Annotated in this window: 13 protein-coding genes; 5 read left to right on the top strand and 8 right to left on the bottom strand. The window is 54.8% G+C overall.

Translation table 11 applies throughout. The features are described 5' to 3' along the window. Positions 1 to 148: 148 nt before the first annotated feature. Both OH144_RS09310 and OH144_RS09305 read right to left on the bottom strand, forming a co-directional pair. Positions 149 to 1,060 carry a universal stress protein gene (locus OH144_RS09310; protein ID WP_266206026.1) on the bottom strand — a complete coding sequence of 304 codons (912 nt, stop codon included), beginning with the start codon at positions 1,058 to 1,060 and terminating at the stop codon, positions 149 to 151. A gap of 191 nt (positions 1,061 to 1,251) precedes the next feature. After that, on the bottom strand, positions 1,252 to 2,805 hold the full coding sequence (locus tag OH144_RS09305; RefSeq protein ID WP_266206025.1) for a M20/M25/M40 family metallo-hydrolase: 1,554 nt from the start codon (positions 2,803 to 2,805) through the stop codon (positions 1,252 to 1,254). A gap of 220 nt (positions 2,806 to 3,025) precedes the next feature. On the opposite strand from OH144_RS09305, the gene OH144_RS09300 reads away from it, so the two are divergent. Beyond that, on the top strand, positions 3,026 to 3,283 hold the full coding sequence (locus OH144_RS09300; RefSeq protein ID WP_266206024.1) for a hypothetical protein: 258 nt from the start codon (positions 3,026 to 3,028) through the stop codon (positions 3,281 to 3,283). A 129-nt stretch (positions 3,284 to 3,412) separates the two neighbouring features. Here OH144_RS09300 and brnQ read toward each other — a convergent pair whose 3' ends face one another. From brnQ to OH144_RS09285, 3 genes are all read right to left on the bottom strand, one after another. Beyond that, on the bottom strand, positions 3,413 to 4,756 hold the full coding sequence (gene brnQ / locus OH144_RS09295) for a branched-chain amino acid transport system II carrier protein (protein ID WP_266206023.1): 1,344 nt from the start codon (positions 4,754 to 4,756) through the stop codon (positions 3,413 to 3,415). A 638-nt stretch (positions 4,757 to 5,394) separates the two neighbouring features. Further along, complete coding sequence (locus OH144_RS09290) at positions 5,395 to 6,756, bottom strand: NAD(P)-binding domain-containing protein (protein WP_266206022.1); 1,362 nt, start codon at positions 6,754 to 6,756, stop codon at positions 5,395 to 5,397. A 721-nt stretch (positions 6,757 to 7,477) separates the two neighbouring features. Further along, on the bottom strand, positions 7,478 to 9,919 hold the full coding sequence (locus OH144_RS09285) for a zinc-dependent metalloprotease (RefSeq protein ID WP_266206021.1): 2,442 nt from the start codon (positions 9,917 to 9,919) through the stop codon (positions 7,478 to 7,480). Between the two features lie 182 nt (positions 9,920 to 10,101). On the opposite strand from OH144_RS09285, the gene OH144_RS09280 reads away from it, so the two are divergent. Further along, positions 10,102 to 10,572, top strand: a complete 471-nt coding sequence (locus OH144_RS09280) for a c-type cytochrome (protein ID WP_266206020.1) — start codon at positions 10,102 to 10,104, stop codon at positions 10,570 to 10,572. 270 nt (positions 10,573 to 10,842) lie between these two features. Here the strand turns inward: OH144_RS09280 and OH144_RS09275 are convergent, their stop codons facing one another. Next, on the bottom strand, positions 10,843 to 11,478 hold the full coding sequence (locus OH144_RS09275; protein WP_266206019.1) for a class I SAM-dependent methyltransferase: 636 nt from the start codon (positions 11,476 to 11,478) through the stop codon (positions 10,843 to 10,845). Positions 11,479 to 11,599: 121 nt separating this feature from the next. Between OH144_RS09275 and hutU the strand changes: the two genes are divergently transcribed. The 3 genes from hutU (at position 11,600) to hutG (ending at position 16,489) form a co-directional block, all read left to right on the top strand. Beyond that, a complete protein-coding gene (hutU, locus tag OH144_RS09270) occupies positions 11,600 to 13,312 on the top strand; it encodes a urocanate hydratase (RefSeq protein WP_266206018.1) in 1,713 nt (570 codons plus the stop codon). 800 nt (positions 13,313 to 14,112) lie between these two features. Further along, on the top strand, positions 14,113 to 15,369 hold the full coding sequence (gene hutI, locus OH144_RS09265; RefSeq protein ID WP_266206017.1) for an imidazolonepropionase: 1,257 nt from the start codon (positions 14,113 to 14,115) through the stop codon (positions 15,367 to 15,369). A gap of 145 nt (positions 15,370 to 15,514) precedes the next feature. Then, positions 15,515 to 16,489, top strand: a complete 975-nt coding sequence (gene hutG, locus OH144_RS09260; RefSeq protein WP_266206016.1) for a formimidoylglutamase — start codon at positions 15,515 to 15,517, stop codon at positions 16,487 to 16,489. Between the two features lie 87 nt (positions 16,490 to 16,576). On the opposite strand, the gene OH144_RS09255 is transcribed toward hutG, so the two are convergent. After that, entirely contained in the window at positions 16,577 to 16,975 is a 399-nt protein-coding gene (locus OH144_RS09255; RefSeq protein WP_266206015.1) for a hypothetical protein, read from the bottom strand. A 62-nt stretch (positions 16,976 to 17,037) separates the two neighbouring features. Further along, entirely contained in the window at positions 17,038 to 17,955 is a 918-nt protein-coding gene (locus tag OH144_RS09250; protein WP_266206014.1) for a DUF1835 domain-containing protein, read from the bottom strand. Positions 17,956 to 17,962 lie beyond the last annotated feature (7 nt).

Genomic DNA, 17,962 nt, shown 5'->3' with positions numbered 1-17,962 from the left:
GAGAAGTAGCTATCTTATACTAAAAAGGGAACAAGTTCTTTAGAAAGTGACAAGTTAACCTGCTGACAGCCGGTGGGGCCATGGTTGGGCGTGTTGTCTCAAGTTTCCCGACGGGGAGTACAGGTAGCATGTATGCGTCATTATGACCTTAGCCTGGATTTGCAGCCTTCTCCTGGTCGGTTATACTTTGGTTGTAGGTGAGGGTGGAGGCGGGCAGGGCCAACAGGGGCACCTGCGGGTGCGCCGTGATCTTGCCGGTTACGCTCCGGTCCAGTAGTCTTTCCATAAAGTTGTGGCGCTGCGGAATAAGCACCAGCAGGTCGGCGTGCTGCTCTAAAACATACTTGCATATGCCCTCGGCTACTTCCTCCTGAATATCGAACGAGAAATCGAGCGCTATGTCCTGCAGCTTGGCAGCCAGCTGCTTCAGCGCCTCATGCGGGTCGAAAGTGGCGTACTGCAGGTTATTTCTGTAAAGGTGCAGCACCTGCAACTTGGCTCCAAAAGCGGCCACGAAGCTGCGCAGCGGCTGCAGGTCGGCGGTGGCAGGCAGCTTGCTCAGGTTGGTGGCAAACAGCACCTTTTGGAAGTACCTGTACGGTATGTTCTCCGGAACGGCTAGGATGGGTACTTTGCTTTCCTGCATCACGGAGATGGTGGTGCTGCCCAGCAGGGCCTGGCTCCATGGCCCGCCGCCCTGCATGCCCATTACCACCAGATCAGCCTTATACTTCTGTATAGCCTCCAGGATCATCTCATAAGATCCTCCCATACGGGCTACCGCCTGCAACGGGATGCTTTGATATGCCTCCAGCTGCCCTTCCGCTAGTCCAATCTCTGTCCTGGTTGCCAGGGCAAAATCCTTCAGCGACCGGGCTTTTCCCTCTTCCAGGGCAAGTATGACATCGGTTGTGTCGAGGCTGGCAGGTGGCGTCATGATCGGGTAGAAGGCGTGGAAGAGGATGAGCTCAGCGCCTGTCACCCGGGCAATCTCCAGGGCATATGTAAGGGCGTTTCGGGAGTTATTGGAATAATCTATCGGGACTAATATCGATTTCATGGCGCTTCTGTTTATTACTTACCGGTCTCTAGCTGTGACATGCATCAACTACACTACAAAAGTAGCGCGAAAGCAGAGGGGAAAAGATGCTACTGGTCAGCGGGAAAACTGAGTTATATCAGCTTTTATAAAAAAAGGAGGCTGCCATGGCGGCAGCCTCCTTAAAAGTATGAATTTTAAACCTGGGCCTGTTAGTCCAGACCGCCTTTGCGGGTAGGCTCTCGCAGGGCCGGCCAGGTTCTTTGCTCACCTGTTCTTTGGTCGATGGGCAGGATGATGCGCTCACGGTTCGACAGGTTAGGGTCTTCGCTGGCTTTGTAGGCAAGTATGGCCACCAGGATGGCGTTGCTGCGCACATCATCAAACACGATCTTGTCATAGGTGTCGCGGTTGGTATGCCAGGTGTACGTGCCGTAGGACCAGCTAAGCGAGCTCAGCATGAAGGCCGGAGCGCCAGCTGCCACAAAAGAGGCGTGGTCGGAGCCGCCACCGCCCGGGAAGCCCGGGAAATGCGTCTCAATCGAGCTGGTGATCTCATTTGGGGCGGCGCTCAGCCAGCGGCCCAAAAAGTCGTAGGCGTGCAGGAAGCCCTGGCCCGAGATGTTGGCCACGCGGCCCGTACCGTTGTCCTGGTTAAACACGGCCTGCGTGTTCTTCACGATCTCCGGATGATCGGCCACAAAGGCACGCGAGCCGTTCAGGCCCTGCTCCTCGCTGCCCCAATGGCCGGCCAGGATGGTACGCTTCGGGTTGGGGTACATTTTCTTGAGGATGCGCATGGCCTCCATCATCACAATCGTGCCGGTGCCGTTGTCCGTTGCGCCGGTGCCGCCATCCCAGGAGTCGAAGTGCGCAGAGAGTATCACGTACTCCTCCGGCTTCTCGGTACCTTTGATCTCGGCGATGGTGTTAAAGGTGGGAGCGTTCTTCAGGTTTTTGGAATCAGCCTGAATCCTGATTTGTGGCTTGCTGCCAGATTCCGCCAGACGGTACAGCATGCCGTAATCCTCCAGGGCCATATCAATGCTTGGGATCTTCTTGGTATAGGCGCCGAAAATCTTGTTCACGCCAAAGCCGCGCGACCAGTTGGAGGTAACCACCCCCACGGCACCGGCCTGCTCCAGGGCAGCAGGAAGTGTGCGGCCGTTGTAACCGATCGTCTTCATGCGCTCACTCCAGGCATCGTTCAGCGAGTCGCGGTGCTGCTTCATCTTCTCCAGCGATTGCTTGGTAGCGAATTCTTCCCAGTTATAGTCCGGTCTGCCGGTCGGCTGCATCATCGAGATCATCACGATCTTGCCTTTAGCATTTGGCAGCCATCGCTGGAAAGCTACGGAGTCCTGCACTTCAGGAAGTACGATCACCTCGGCGGTAACGCCTTTGCTTTTCGTGCTGGGGCTCCAGGCCAGTTGCGTCGCTTCCAGCGACTGCACCCGAGGGTGCACCATGTCTACGTGCGTGGTGCCGCGCTGCCAGCCGCGCCACTCACCCCACTTTTCGTTGCGGGCTTCAATGCCCCAGCTTTTATACTTTGCCACCGCCCAGTCGTGCGCTTTCTGCATCTCGGGGGTGCCTACCAGGCGCGGGCCGATCCCGTCCAGTAGCTCATGTGCGAGCACCTCCAACTGTGAGTTCTCGTTCGCCTCCTTCACAATGCTCTCCACTACGGGGTCCTTCACCTGTGCCTGCGCCAGGTTGCCGCTCAGGAGCAGGAAAAAGGCGAAAGCGTAAACTTTTCTTTTCATAAGGGTTTAGTAAATATGGAATAGGTATATAGTTGTTTCACATTAGAGGCGAAAGCGGCAGGATGGTTTAATCAACAATCGTTTTAAGCTGTAAAGTATGGCCGTGAGGTTTTTCCTGACTGAGCGCCAAATCCGCTTCCAAAGCTATACTTTATCCGGAAAAACGGAAACTAAATTGCTGTTTCCGTACTTATCAAGAACGCACCATAACAGAATATGTATGCTGGAACACTCCATGTTTGAGCGGCTGCCGCTGCGGAGCCAGGCCGAAACGTTAGCCAAAGAAGGCACCCTCCTGGGGCAGCGCCAATTTAACAGCTGGACGGTGACGCTTTATACTTTGCATAACGCCTTTGTGGAAGTATGGACAGGGGAAGAGGCGCAGGTGATCAGCACCTTTAAGAAGTCGGCCAATGCCATGGCCGTGCTGGAGCCCTATGTGGAGGGGCTTGATGTGCAGGGTATGCTAGACCGGTAGAAAGCCGAAGTTTTATACCGGCGTCTCCCTGGCTTCCTGCTTCCCGTCAGGTAGTAGCATGTATTATCGCAAAAAAGGGCAGACATCGTGCTTGATGCCTGCCCTTTTTCTATTGTCTAAAAGTATGCGCTATGCTTCTTCCAGCGCATACGCTTTTTGCCTGAACGAAAGCCCGTAGCCTATGATACCGCCCAGGATGGCCGGTATGAGCCACCCCATGCCAAGGCTGAACAAGGGCAGGTGCTCCCCCAAAAAAGCAAGGATGCCGAGCTCAAAACCCGCCGCTTTGATGCCGTCAAACAAACTGATGATACCGGTAAACAAAACAGCCCAGGTATAAACGGTGTTCCTGTTTTTGAGCGCCGACCCCATCAAGGTCAAAGCGATCAGCACGATAACGATCGGGTAAATGGCCACCAGCACCGGTATAGAGAAGGAAATGATCTGCGTTAGCCCTACATTGGAGATTACGGCGCTCACAGCCGTCAGGATCAGCACGTAGGTTTTATAAGAGATGGAAGGACGGAGCGTGTTAAAGAAGCTGGCACAGGCCACGATCAAACCAATACTGGTGGTCAGGCAGGCAAACGTAATGGCAACGCCCAGGATCATATTCCCCAAAAGGCCGAAGTGCAGGTTCGATACATTGGTGATGATAAGGCCACCGTTCTCTAAATGCCCGAGCGTTTCTACACTGGTGGCGCCCGTATAAGCCAGCCCGATGTATACAATGGCCAGGCCTGCGGCGGCTACAAAGCCTGCCGTAGCGGTTACTTTGGCTATCTGCCGGGTGCTCTCCACCCCTTTAGCGCGTATCGTATTTATCACAATCAGGCCAAACACAAAGGAGCCGATGGTATCCATGGTTAAATATCCCTCCTGAAACCCTTTAAAGAAAGGCGCGCTTTCATATAAGCCCACCGGCAGCTGGGTACTGCCGAGCGGATCAGCCACGCTTTTTGTCAGTAGCACGAAAAGAATCAGCAGCAGCACCGGGGTCAGTATCTTGCCGATGCGATCCACTATTTTGCTGGGATTCAGGGCAAGCAGGTACGTAATGGTGAAGAATACTACTGAGTATAGCGCCATCCCCCAGGCGGATGTCCGCAACGCTTCGGGCAGGAAGGGCACAATGCCGATTTCGTAGGATACTGTCCCGGTTCTTGGCACGGCAAACAGGGGACCCAGGGTCAGGTAAATAACCACCGGAAACAGCAGGCCGAAGACAGGGTGCACCTTGGCGGAAATAGAGGCTACATCTTCATTTTTGGAGATTCCGATGGCGATAACACCGAGCAGCGGAAGCCCGACACCTGTCAGCAGAAAGCCCACAATAGCAGGCACCAGGTTTTCGCCGGCGGCCTGGCCCAGCGACAGCGGAAAAATAAGGTTGCCCGCGCCAAAGAAAATAGCGAAGAGCATCAGGCCAATAAAGAAGGTTTCTTTAAAAGATAGGTTAGTAGTAGAATGCACGAGATATGAAACTGAGAATGAAAAAATAAGGAGCTTACCAGCAGGTGAATACCGGCTCGCTCAGGTAGCATGTAATGGTTTAGGTTATGTTAATATTCCTGTGGGCTAAACATTATGCCCGGGTGAATTTACTGATTATGTGTTAGATAAATAAGCATAAGGTGGAGATTTTAGCGGTTTGCTCCTGTACTTTAAGACACCCGCCCCTGAAAGTAAAGTATAATTATACCGGTTGTTGATTAAGTACAGCAGCGTGCAGGAATAGCTATCACCAGCGGCCTGACTATAAGTGGTGCATTGGGAGAAGGCCCTATTACCTCAAGGTTCTTTAGTCAAAGGTAGTTCACTACAGAAGATGGCTATCCATAAAAAAGCGCCCCTGCCAAAACCCGCAGGGGCGCTTTTCATACTTTACTCCACCGCTACGAACATCGCAGAAACTCCCTGCTTCCAACCGGAGAACCGGGCGGCGTAGCAAGCATTTGCCAGGCTTAGCGCCTCCCGGTGCGTGTGCCTCTATACATTTATACTTCAGACGAAGCAGTGGCTGCGGGCAAGTATAAACCCATAAGTGTTAAAGCAGAAAGGGAGGGCAAATAGCCCTCCCTTCTGTCTATAAATATGCAGTATACCCTATGCTATACCCGGTCCAGCTCTGGAGCTTTCTGCATGTAACGCTCATAGCTGTCGTCCATTTCCTCAAGCCAGGGGGTGTGGTGCTGTTCGGCACTGGTGCCGGTCATCACCGAGGTGTAGGTCTTGTCGCGGTAGCGGAGAATATCCTCTTCCTTGTCATGGAGCCACTGCTTGAAAAGGGTTGCTACCTTGTCCAGGTTAATCTCCGGGTAATCGGTCATGTGCATCAGTTCCCGTACGTACTCGGTCTGAAAATCGATCTCATCGTCGTGGGTGCAGTTTGCTGCGGCCTTGTTGAGCCACAGGTTTATATCTTTTTGCCTTTCTTCTTTGCCCGGCAGCTGGATCTTCCCCTGGATGACGTCGCGCGCGTACCAGGCCTGCACATCAAACATGTTGAAGGTATAGTACTGGTCCTGCATGCCCAGGTAAATGAGTTGGGGCAGGTCGTTGAAAAAGACGCCCTTGTAGATCCTGTCCGGGTAGAGGCAGTTTTTTGTCTTCAGGCGCAGCTCGTCGGGCAGGTAGGGGAACTTGTGTTGGTAACCGGTGCACATCACCACCGCATCGTAGCGCTCCCGGGTGCCATCGCTGAAGTAAGCTACCTCTCCCTCGAAGTGGGTGAGCAGGGGGACTTCCTTCATGCCCTCGGGCCAATCCATACCGATGGGGTTGCTGCGGTAGCTCAGGGTAACAGACCGGGCGCCGTGCTTGTAGCTCTGCACGCCAATGTCCTCGGCCGAGTAGCTGCTGCCGATAAGCAACACGTCCTTGTCTTTGAAAATATCGGCCCCGCGGAAGTCGTGCGCGTGCATCACCAGGCCCGGAAACTCCTCAATTCCTTCGAAGTACGGCATGTTAGGAGTGGAGAAGTGGCCGGAGGCAACGATTAGGTAATCAAATTCTTCGGTATAGGTCTTGTTGTTGGCAAGGTCTTCCAGCACGACCGAGAACTGCTGCGTGTCTTCCTTGTACTCTACCCAGCGGGCGGTGGTGTTAAAGCGGATGTAGTCGCGCACATTGTCCTTTTCTACGCGGCCCTGGATGTAGTCGAACAGCACAGGACGGGGCGGATACGAAGAGATAGGCCTTCCAAAGTGCTCATCAAACGTATAATCAGCAAACTCCAGGCACTCCTTTGGGCCGTTAGACCAAAGGTAGCGGTACATGCTGCCGTGGATAGGCTCGCCATACTTGCCCACACCGGTACGCCAGGTATAGTTCCACAGGCCGCCCCAGTCGGCCTGCTTCTCAAAGCACACGATTTCCGGTATGGTCTCACCTTTCATTTCTGCTGATTTAAACGCGCGTAGCTGCGCCAGGCCGCTGGGGCCGGCTCCGATGATTCCTATTCTTAACTTCATATAGACTTTAAATTGGTGATTGCAAAGCACAATAATCTGCCTCGAGATATGCCCTAAATATTAGTGTTGCGTAATTGGAAAAATTACAATTCCGGGTTTCCGCAAGAGGTAAGACCCTCCATGGCAGAAAACAGAAAGGGGTGCAGGAAGTATAAAAAGAGAGGCGTTGGAAATGATGCCTTACAAAAGAGGCCGGCTGGCCTGAACTATACTATCGAAGCGCCCTTCTGAAATATTCATATCTCTCTATGTCAGAATGACTGTTTTGCAAAGATACACATTGTGGAGGAAAAATTATAATTTGGCTCTCACTATATCGCAAATGTGGGTTATTGAAAATTAGATTATTTATAATATAGATTTAAAATATGCAATAAGTATAAAAGTCTCTCTCCTGGTACTTTCAGGGGAGTATCCTTAAGCTGAAAATTGGCGTGGGTAAGGGCAGGAGTGTGATCTAACTTCTTAGGAACAAGGGATTCGTGGATATGGACTTCTGAGCGAAGACAGGCTGGGAGAATTTGTATTTAATGGAAAGGGCAGGCATGCGACGGCAAGTGGCCTGCCTGAAATTTAAAAAAATTAGGGGGAGGCAGTAAAATAGCCAAAATGGGCAGGCTGCGGAGGGCACTTTCCCTTCTTTCTTTTAATGCACCTTCTCAAAGTAAAAACCGCCCCTTCGTAGCGAAAGGGCGGTTTACGGTGGCCTGTACTCCAGTATCTATTCACACCCCATATACTCCCCGCTTCCGATAGGGGCACCAGGCGGCAGGTCTTGTGCTTTGGTTGGTTTGATCTCCTCCGGATTCTCTATTCTGGCCAAGGCAAATTCCAGGTGGGCCTTATACCCGTCGTCGCGGGTGCGCCTGGCCTGGCTGGTGGCGTGCTGTTTGATATTGTTCAAGGCAGCAGTAGCTATGGCACGTGCCTGATAGGAGGCATCGTCATTCTGGGCCAGCGCCAGCAGGTGGGTGAGTACCACCTGCTCGGTTTGCAGCTGTACCTGTGCCGCCAACCCATTCTGCCGGCGGCTCTTCCAGGTGGTTTCGAGCACCTGCTTTGTTACGTCCTGCAGGCTGAGGCTGTTGGTGCGGGCCCCCAGCTCCACCAAACGCGAGGCGCGCTCCGGGTGCAGCAGGAATGATACAGAAAAATCGGCCGAAGCCTGGGCGGCTGCCAGTGGGTCGAAGGTGAGGCCGGTGCGCTTGGCAAACAGTTCGCGGCTGTTGCGGAGCCCCGGCGCCCGCGGTGGAATAAGAGCAATGATGTTCTCCGGCAGGGTGAGCACCTCCGGTGAGATCGTCTTCAGCAGGGCGTCCAGCGCCTTTTGCTGCTCCCTTTTGTCCAGCACCTGCGTCACCACTTGTTTGTCGCCACGCACGGCATAGGTATACTCTACACCGCCAATCAGTTTGGCTGCTGCCTCTGTCTGGTAGCGGTGGAAGTTGTAGATGGGTACCAGTACGTCCTCCAGCGTGCTCATGGGAGCGCCGGGTTTGATGTTCTTCTCAGAGAAATTCTGCAGGGCCTTCTCGCGTATTTTCAGCACATTAAGCAGTTCGTCTGTGGCATTGTCGCCGTTGTCCCAGAGATGGGCGGTAGGGTGTGCCCCGCCAGCTGCGCGGGCGTCGCGGTCAGAGATGAAGGTGAGGCCACGGGCTATACCCTGTGCCAGCAGCTCATCCAGCGCCTGCTTTTCATGGGTGCCTTTCGGGAAGTCCTGATAGCCGTAGGCCACAGCCAGCTTGTCCCATTCGCCTATACCTGTACCGTAGGCCTTGCTCAGGTCGATGTTGCCGGCGCGGTCCAGCTTGGCTTGCGGGTGCGGGTAATCCATGACGGAGGCATTGTTGTTGGCGGCGTAGTTGTGCATGATGCCCAGCGTATGGCCCAGCTCGTGCGCCGATAGCTGCCGGATACGCGCCAGCGCCATCTCCATCATCGCATTGCTTGTCGGCTTGCCCTCCTCGTAAGGCGCCAGCAAACCTTCTGCTATCAGGTAGTCCTGGCGCACGCGCAGGGAGCCCAGCGATACGTGCCCCTTGATGATCTCGCCGGTGCGCGGGTCTACCACTGAGGCGCCGTAGGACCAGCCGCGCGTGCTGCGGTGCACCCACTGGATGATGTTGTAGCGCACGTCCATCGGGTCGGCACCCTCCGGCAAAACCTCCACCCGGAAAGCGTCCTTGTATCCGGCAGCCTCAAAAGCCTGGTTCCACCAGCGGGCTCCCTCCAGCAGGGCAGTGCGGATAGGCTCCGGCGCGCCGTTATCTACGTAGTATACGATCGGCTCCACAGCCTCTGATACCTTGGCCGCAGGGTTCTTTTTCTGCAGGCGGTGGCGGGCGATGAAGCGCTTTTCGATGTTCTCATCCACTGGTGTGGCATAATCGAAGTAGGAGATGCCGAAGAAGCCGGCACGCGGATCGGCCTCTCGCGGCGTATAGTTGTTGTCGGGCAGCTCAATGAAGGAGTGGTGCTGGCGTAGCGTGAGGGCCTGCACATCCGGCGCTACCTCGCGCACATAACGGCCGGCATCCTCGCCTCCGGTAAAGGTGAGCGTGGCCTCAAACTCGGTGTTCTGTGGGAAGTTCCTGGTGCGGGGCAGGTAAACGGCCGAGCGGCTGGCGTCGAGCTTATAGGTGCCTTGCTTGGTGCGTTTTATACTTCCTACTACGTCGTGGGCGTCGCGGAGCAGGAAATCGGTGGCGTCCACCAATACCCTTCCTCCATCCTCAGCCTCGGCTTTGAACCCCCAAAGGATAGACTTGGCAAAGGACTCCTCCACGGCGCGGGTCTCGTTTTTGTTTTCTGTGATGGCGCGGTAAGCGAGGTTGGGCTGCACGAGCATCACCTTTGGGCCTATCTTCTCAAAGTATACTATCCTTTCCCCGCCGAGCTGGCCGCGGTCCAGGCCAATGTCGTTGGAGCCGAGGCCGGAGGGGAGGGAGTTCACGTACAGGAATTCCTGGTTCAGCTTGTCTACCTCCAGCCATACTTTGCCCGAGGCATCATCATAGTAAAAGGTAAAGTAGCCGGGGAATTTCTGCATGCCCGCGGTTTTAGAGGCAATGCCTGGGAGCTTCTGGGCCACCGCCATACCTGTTGTGAGTAAGGGCAGCAGAAGCAGTAGCCAGAGGGTTCTGGTAAAGGGTGATGTCATGGTGTTTCGGGTTAGTTTTGCGCTTGATGTTGTAATATACACTTTTTGTAATTTACTTTAGGCGCCCGCCTGGCTTAACTTACAGGGGTGGTGCTGTTCAGGAAGTGGGCCGGCGAAGCTTTCTCTGCCGGAGGGCATCATGCAACAATCCCCCTTTGGAGAATGTATAGACTTGCATAAACATGATTGATATGACTATGAACGCGAAGTACTTTTTTGCCGCTGTAGGTATAGGATTTATACTTACCTCCTGCGGTGGCCAGGAATCAGAATATGACCGCTACTACGAGCAGAGCTACCGCGACTCAGTAGCCACAGCCCGGGCAAACGCGCCGGAGCCTGCACCTGGCACCAGAACCCCCACAGCCCCAAAAGCAGCCGCGGAGCAGCCGAAGCAGCACCCGGGTGCTATGCTGATCGCGGGGTCTGACTGTACGGCCTGCCACAACAACCAGCAGAAGCTGGTGGGGCCGGCCTATGTGGACGTAGCCGAGAAATATGAAGCCAACGACAAGAACAGGGAGTACCTGATCAGCAAAATCAAGGAAGGCGGCGCCGGGGTATGGGGCCAGGTGCCCATGCCGCCGCACCCCAACATCAGCAACGACGACGCCGGTAAAATGGTGGATTACATCTTATCCCTGAAAAAATAACAGCACAGCGCGCAGCCCCCAAAGGCTGCGCGTTTTGTTTCAGTAGCAGGCAAAAGTTGCTTTTACAGTGTGAATGCCGGCATTCACGCCAATATCTGGTTTTGAGCGCCCGCTTTGTAGGATCGGGCCAGCACCCACCGGGGCGATGCTGAAGTAAGAGGAAGGTAGGGGGTGACGTGTATTGCTAGAGAAGGCCGCGACCGCGGGTGGCCTATCGGAGTAGCAATAGCAGGTGCCAAAGAGAAACATAATCCTGTCGTTTCGCCAGGCTTAAAAATCCCGGCCCTTTTTACGCAGCACCAGCGTCGTCATACTTCGTTCCTGCTCCACCAGCACGGTTTTCAGCGGCTCCAGCATCTCCGCCCTTAAAGTATGAATCAGTTCCCGCAGCAGCGACTCATCTGCCAGAAACCAGACCGGCCCGTGCGCCATTTTATACTTCCCCGGTTCTACCTGTTGCAGCTTACCTTCCAGGCCGATGGAGGTGCCGAGGCGGCAGAACAGCATGCCTCCTGGCTGCAGCACCCGCCACAGCTCCTGCACCATACTTCTGAAATGGGCTTCATCACGGGCAAAGTGCAGTACGGCGCTGCACAGCACTACCTCAAACATCTCTTCCGCAAAAGGCAATTGTGCCAGGTCTGCCACTACAAAGTTCTTCGGCGATAGGGTAGGAGCAAGTTCCGACGCCATCGCGCGTACCTTTGCAATAGCTTCTTCGGAGGCATCGGCACCGTATACTTTTACCCCGGTCTGCAGCAGGTACTGTATGTTCCGGCCGGTCCCGCAGCCCGCGTCCAGCAGTCTCATGCCTTTTTGGATACGGCCTTTCAGCAACTGGTCGAAGAGGTAGATATCGATGTTGCCGAATTGGGCAGGGGCGGAGGAAAGGGGCAGGTGAAACATAGGTATAAAAGTATAATTGGATCAGCAGGATAGGCTGCTGCATCTAAAATTAGCACGCTTTTGCTGTCTTTTTTAAGTATTTTTTCAGATTATTGAACAAACCCAAACTGGAATAAGAACTATGAATTCATCCGCTGCCACAGCAACCTCACCAAGAGCCGGCCTCACCGCTGAGCAATTTATACAGCAATACGCCAACCACCCGACCTACATTCCCCCGCGTGGGCCGGAGCTTCACTGCAAGAACTGGCAGGCAGAGGCGGCGCTGCGCATGTTCCTCAACAACCTGACCGACGAGGTAGCCGAAGCCCCAGCCGACCTGGTGGTATACGGCGGCACCGGCCAGGCGGCGCGTACGCCGGAGGATGCCCGCAAGATCATCAAAGTACTGCTGGAGCTGGAGGAGGACGAGAGCCTGCTGGTGCAGTCGGGTAAGCCGGTAGGCAAGGTGCGTACGCACGCCGAGGCACCGCGCGTGCTCATCGCCAACTCTAACCTGGTGCCGCATTGGGCCACCTGGGAGTACTTTAACGACTTGCGCAAGCGCGGCCTGATCATGTACGGACAGATGACGGCGGGCAGCTGGATCTACATCGGCTCGCAGGGCATCCTTCAGGGAACCTACGAGACCTTCGCTGCCTGCGGCGATAAGTACTTTAACAGCGACCTGCGCCACAAGCTGCTCGTGACGGGCGGCTTAGGGGGCATGGGCGGTGCTCAACCACTGGCAGCCACCATAGCCGGGGCCACTTTTTTAGGAGTAGACGTAGACCCGGACCGCATCAAAAAGCGCCTGGAGACCCGCTACATCGACAAAATGACCTATGATTATGAGGAGGCAAAAGCCTGGGTGCTGGAGGCGAAAGAGCGCGGCGAAGCAATCTCTGTTGGCCTGGTAGGGGATATCGGCGATGTGCTGGAACGCCTGCTTGCTGACAACATCACACCGGACATTCTCACCGACCAGACCTCTGCCCACGATCCGATCAACGGCTATGTGCCGAACGGGTTAAGCCTGCAGGAGGCAAAGGAGCTGCGCCAGCAGGACCCGGCCAAGTATAAAGAGCTGTCGCTGAAAAGTATGGCCCGCCACGTGGGCTTTATGCTGGAACTGCAAAAGCGTGGCAGCAAAACCTTCGACTACGGCAACAACCTGCGCGAGTTCGCCCAGCAGGGCGGCGAGGCAAATGCCTTCAACATACCAGGCTTTGTGCCGGAATACATCCGTCCGCTCTTTTGCGAGGGCAAAGGGCCGTTCCGCTGGGCTGCCCTTTCCGGTGACCCGGAGGATATTCGCGTAACCGACGAGGCCCTGAAGGAGCTGTTCCCGGAAAACACACACATGATCAAGTGGCTGGACGAGGCGCAGGAGAAGGTGGCCTTCCAGGGACTGCCGTGCCGCATTTGCTGGCTGGGCATGGGTGAGCGCGAGAAAGCGGGCCTGCTCTTTAACCAACTGGTGCGTGAAGGCAAGGTAAAAGCACCGATCGTCATTGGCCGCGACCACCTCGACTGCGGTTCCGTGGCCTCTCCGTACCGCGAAACAGAAGGTATGAAAGACGGCTCTGATGCTATCTCCGATTGGCCGCTGCTGAACCTGATGTCCAACACGGCCGGTGGGGCTACCTGGGTGTCGTTCCACCACGGCGGTGGCGTGGGCATCGGCTACTCGCAGCACGCAGGCATGGTGATACTTGCCGACGGCACCGACCGTGCCGAGCGCTGTCTGCGCCGCGTGCTCCACAACGACCCGGCCATGGGCATCTTCCGCCACGCCGACGCCGGTTACGAAACAGCGCAGGAGAATGCCAAGAAGTTTGGGCTGGAACTGTAACCCCACCCTTGCCCTCCCCTAAAAACAGGGGAGGGTATTCTGTACTGGCCACTCTCTCTGTCATTCCGAATACTCTCGAGGCGACAGCCGAAGAGAGCCAGCGTAGCTGTGAGGGATCTATTGGGAATTCTAAAGAGGTCTCTCCCATAGGTCGAGATGACAACTAGCGGTGGCTATCGAACTGATCCCAGTCTTTCCGTTGAGCGCCTTGTAGATTTCTGGTTTCGCTTCAGCGAAATTGCGGAGACCGCAGGTCAAGCAAAGGAAAAGCTCCCAGCGCGATACCCTTATCGAGGGCCCCTACCCCCAAGGCGAGCCCTCTCGGGCTTGAGAGTAGAAAGTAGGAAATGAAACAGTAAGGTTGTAAGTCTGGAGGATGAGCGGAGCTTTGGAAGTATAGCTTGGTTCCAGTGGAAGGCAGCAGAGGCTCAGAGAAGTATAACCCAAGTATAAAACATGGCTCTTCGGGCCAGTCGGGTTGCAAACCCAACAACATAGTAGGCACGAGTTGCAAACTCGCGCCAGCGAGAGGAATAGCAGTTGTGCTGGTAAGTATAAAATATGGTCGAAGTATAAAGTAGAGCTCAAGTATAAGTATGGTTTTTCAAGCCAGTCGAGTCCCAGATTCGACACCCTAGTAGTGCATAAATCTAAAGACTTGGGTCAGAGGAAGTATAGAGTACAGCCAAAGTATAAATGTTGTCTTTTACATCCATTAGCGTTGCGGCTTAACCTCAGCTTAGACAAGCAGTATAAAAATAGCGTAAAGAAAAGCTGCTGATCACATTATCAAACCAACTATGAAAGAAAATAAAGATACATCAACTCATACCCTTATCGGCCCCTTCACCCAAGTTCTGCCTATGACCAACCTGCCGGAGGCAGGCGCCATAAAGGATGAGCAGCTGCAGGTGGTGGAGCAGGCGGGGGTGCTGGTGCAGGAGGGAAAAGTGCTGAAAGTAGGCAAATATGAGCAGCTGCACCGCGAGGCGCTGGAGAACAAGTATAAACTGGAGCTGGTAGAGGAACCGATGGTGCTGCTGCCAGGCCTGATCGATGCACACACCCATATCTGCTTTGCCGGGAGCCGTGCCAACGACTATGCCATGCGCGTAGCCGGTAAGTCATACCTGGAGATTGCCCGCAGTGGTGGCGGTATACTGGACAGCGTGCGCAAAACACGTGAGGCCACGCTGGTAGAACTGGTTGACCTGCTGAAGAAACGCTGCGACCGTCATCTGCGCGAAGGCATTACCACCTGTGAGGTGAAAAGTGGCTATGGCCTGACGGTGGAGGAGGAACTGAAGATGCTGGAGGCTATCAAACTGGTGAACAGACATCATAAAATGGACCTCATCCCGACTTGCCTGGCGGCTCACATGTTACCACCCGAGCACACTGATGCCAAAGTATACCTGGAGGAGGTGCTGACGGAGCTACTGCCGCAACTACAGGAGCAGCAGCTGGCCAGTCGGGTCGATATTTTTGTGGAGGAGACAGCTTTTAAGGAAGTGGAGGCGCTGGAATACCTGCACGCTGCGAAGGAAATGGGGTTTGATATAACCGTACACGCCGATCAGTTCAGCACGGATGGGAGCAGGGTAGCCGCGGAGGTGGGGGCCATCAGTGCCGATCACCTGGAGGCAAGCGGGGAGGAGGAAATTGAGCTGCTGAAAAATGCCGGGGTGGTGGCAACAGTATTACCAGGCGCTTCGCTGGGCTTGGGCATGCATTATGCGCCAGCCCGCAAGATGCTGGATGGCGGCCTTTGCCTGGCTATTGCCACTGACTGGAACCCTGGTTCAGCCCCTATGGGCGACCTGCTGCTACAGGCTGCTATACTAGGCGCTGCCGAGAAGCTAACCACCGCCGAAACCCTTGCTGCCATCACCACCCGCGCTGCCCGCGCCCTCAACCTGTCTGACCGTGGCGTGCTAGCCAGAGGCAAAATGGCCGACATGATCGCCTTCCCGACAGAGAATTATAGAGAAATTCTATACTTCCAGGGGAAACTGAAGCCCACGAAAATATGGAAGCGGGGAGAGAAAGTGAAATAAGCTGGTGCGCGACCTCGCTTGTATTGAACTATAGCGGGACCTCCCGACCAGTTAAGTCGGAGATTCAACCAATCATTCTAAGTCACGCATCTGAAGATTCGCGGCAGCATGAAAATCAATTAACAACTTACAAGTAGCTATCAGAATGTATAAACCCACCGCACCCGGCACCTGGAAAGGCAGAGTTGATGCCCTCGACGGAGAGGAAGGCAAGCGCTGGCACCAGGGCATTAATTTGCTCAACCTCACCGAGGCTAGAGAGCCTGCTAATGCAGCACAGGCCATTGCTTTTTTAGGGTTCTGCTGCGACGAAGGCGTGCGCCGCAATCATGGCAGGGAAGGGGCAGTGGAGGGACCGGCAGCGTTGCGGCAGGCAATGGCCTCGTTTGCGTGGCACCTGGAGGATGACGTTTCGTTGTTTGATGCCGGTGATGTGTACTGTACTAACCAGCACCTGGAAGAGGCGCAGAAGCAGTTGGGCAAAAAAGTGAATGCCCTGCTCTCCAACACTTACAAGACGATCATACTTGGTGGCGGCCACGAAACAGCCTATGGGCACTTCTTAGGTATAAAACAGGCGCTCCCGGAAGGACACCAATTGGGCATCATCAACTTCGACGCACATTTCGACCTGCGGAGTTACGAGAAGCAACCCAGCTCCGGCACCCCGTTCCTGCAGATAGCCGAAGAGCTGCGCACAGCAGGCAAGGACTTTAATTACCTGTGCCTGGGGATACAGCAGCAGGGCAATACCCAGAGGCTATTTAACACTGCTGCAGCCTATGGTACCGATTATGTGTTTGCACCCGCTATGCAGGTCTACAACTATGAATCGCTGCGGGAACGGCTGCAGCAGTTTATGGAGCTGGCCGATGTATTGTATGTAAGTATAGACATGGATGTGTTTGCGGCAGCCTATGCTCCCGGCGTGAGTGCTCCGGCTGCATTGGGTGTTCATCCGGAGATTGTGCTGTTGCTGCTGCAGGAAATCATCAGCAGTGGCAAGCTCCTGACGCTGGACATCGTGGAACTCAACCCAAAACTTGATATTGATAACCGCACGGCCAAATTAGGTGCTTCCCTGCTATACCATGTAGTGCAGCAGTGGAGCCAGGTATAGGAAATCCACAGCCATGCGTTAGGCCGGTTTGCAGCTGCGAACCTAAAAGCGGCGGTCCGATATACTTAGATCGGGCCGCCGCTTGTTTTATTTTCCTACTTTAAATTTAGTCCAGTAGGTGGTATCGCTGGTTTTCACTTCGATCAGGTAGGTGTCAGGCTTTAGCCTGCCCAGGTTATAGCGCCAGGCGCTGCGGTTGTTCTCCACGCTAACAGGCTTCTGGTACACCATTTTTCCGGCAGAGTTCTTTATCTCCAGCATGGCGTCCTCGTCCAGCGCTTGCGAAAAATCAAGTTGAAAGGTGCCTTTGCCTGCAGGGGTCATGTTGATGCCGGACAGCGTTTCTTTGCGGGCGGTAGAATCACCGGCTTTCACGAGAATGTGGGTTTTCTCCTGTGCAGGTAGCGGCGTGGTTTGTGCAATGGATGTGGCGGCGGAAAGGCCAAGAAGTGGCAGGGCCAGTGCGATGGCATATGTTTGTTTCATTTTCATGCTGCTTAAAGTATAAGTACAGCAGATGGTGTTGCATTTTTGGTGCCAAACTCTCTTCAGCAGTTCCTGCGAAGGGCTCTTTTCTCTTGATCGAAGCAGTAGGGGCAGTTTCCATCCACTTCCACCCCGCCGAGCCAGCGGTGCTTTGGTGTAAAAGAGGCGTAGCCCTCCAGCACACGTCCCCCGAAGAAGCTAAGCGACAGCGGCTCCCTTGCCTGTACCAGGTCGGGTTGCAGCCGGGATAAGATATGCTGCAGCTGCACGTCGCCAAAGCCATAGCCCGGGTCCTGCTGCCAGAACTGCTGCATCAGCTCGTTTATACTTGTGGCACCACCATGGATGATCTGCAGCAGCATACGCTCCGGCTGGCTCAGGCCATCTATGCAGCCCGGGTAACGGCGCAGGTGCAGCAGTAACGCCTTTTCCAGGGAGGGCAGGGGCACTGGCATCTGTTGCAGGTACAGCTGCAGGTTCAGTTGGTCTGAGCCGGCGTAGAGTTGCCAGAGTTGTGCGGCCTCCTCCAGTTGCTCCTCACTAAGTTGCTGCCTTTCATCAAACAGGTGCTGGAGTTCCTCCGGCTTCAGAAGGGCGATGTTTTTGCCCGGTGCTGGAGTACACACCGACAGCAGGGCGGGTTTGCCCTGCTGCAGGCGTTGCAGCAGGTAGAGCAGGTTTACCTGGCACATCAGATCGGTATCAAACCAAAGCACTACCTCAAAGAATGCCCCAACCCCCGCCAGCTTCTGCACCTCGTTCAGCACTTTCTCGTGGTACTTTTCTGCCGTTTCGCCATAGGCGGATGTGATGAACTCCTGCCGCTTTTGCCAGAACTCGTGCTCGGGCAAGGTATAAAACGCGGGGCCTTCTGACAGCACCTCGCGCCAAACCAACACCTGCCCAGGCAGCCTGGCGGCAGAAAAGGCGGCTACAGAGGCATCGCCGTTGAGGATATGGAGGGTAGGCAGTTTTTTCATCAGCATG

Origin of the sequence: Pontibacter kalidii, assembly GCF_026278245.1 — a bacterium.
Taxonomy (GTDB): Bacteria; Bacteroidota; Bacteroidia; order Cytophagales; family Hymenobacteraceae; genus Pontibacter; species Pontibacter kalidii.
Note: the sequence above shows the minus strand (reverse complement) of the source record. Positions and strands in the feature narration are given on the sequence as shown.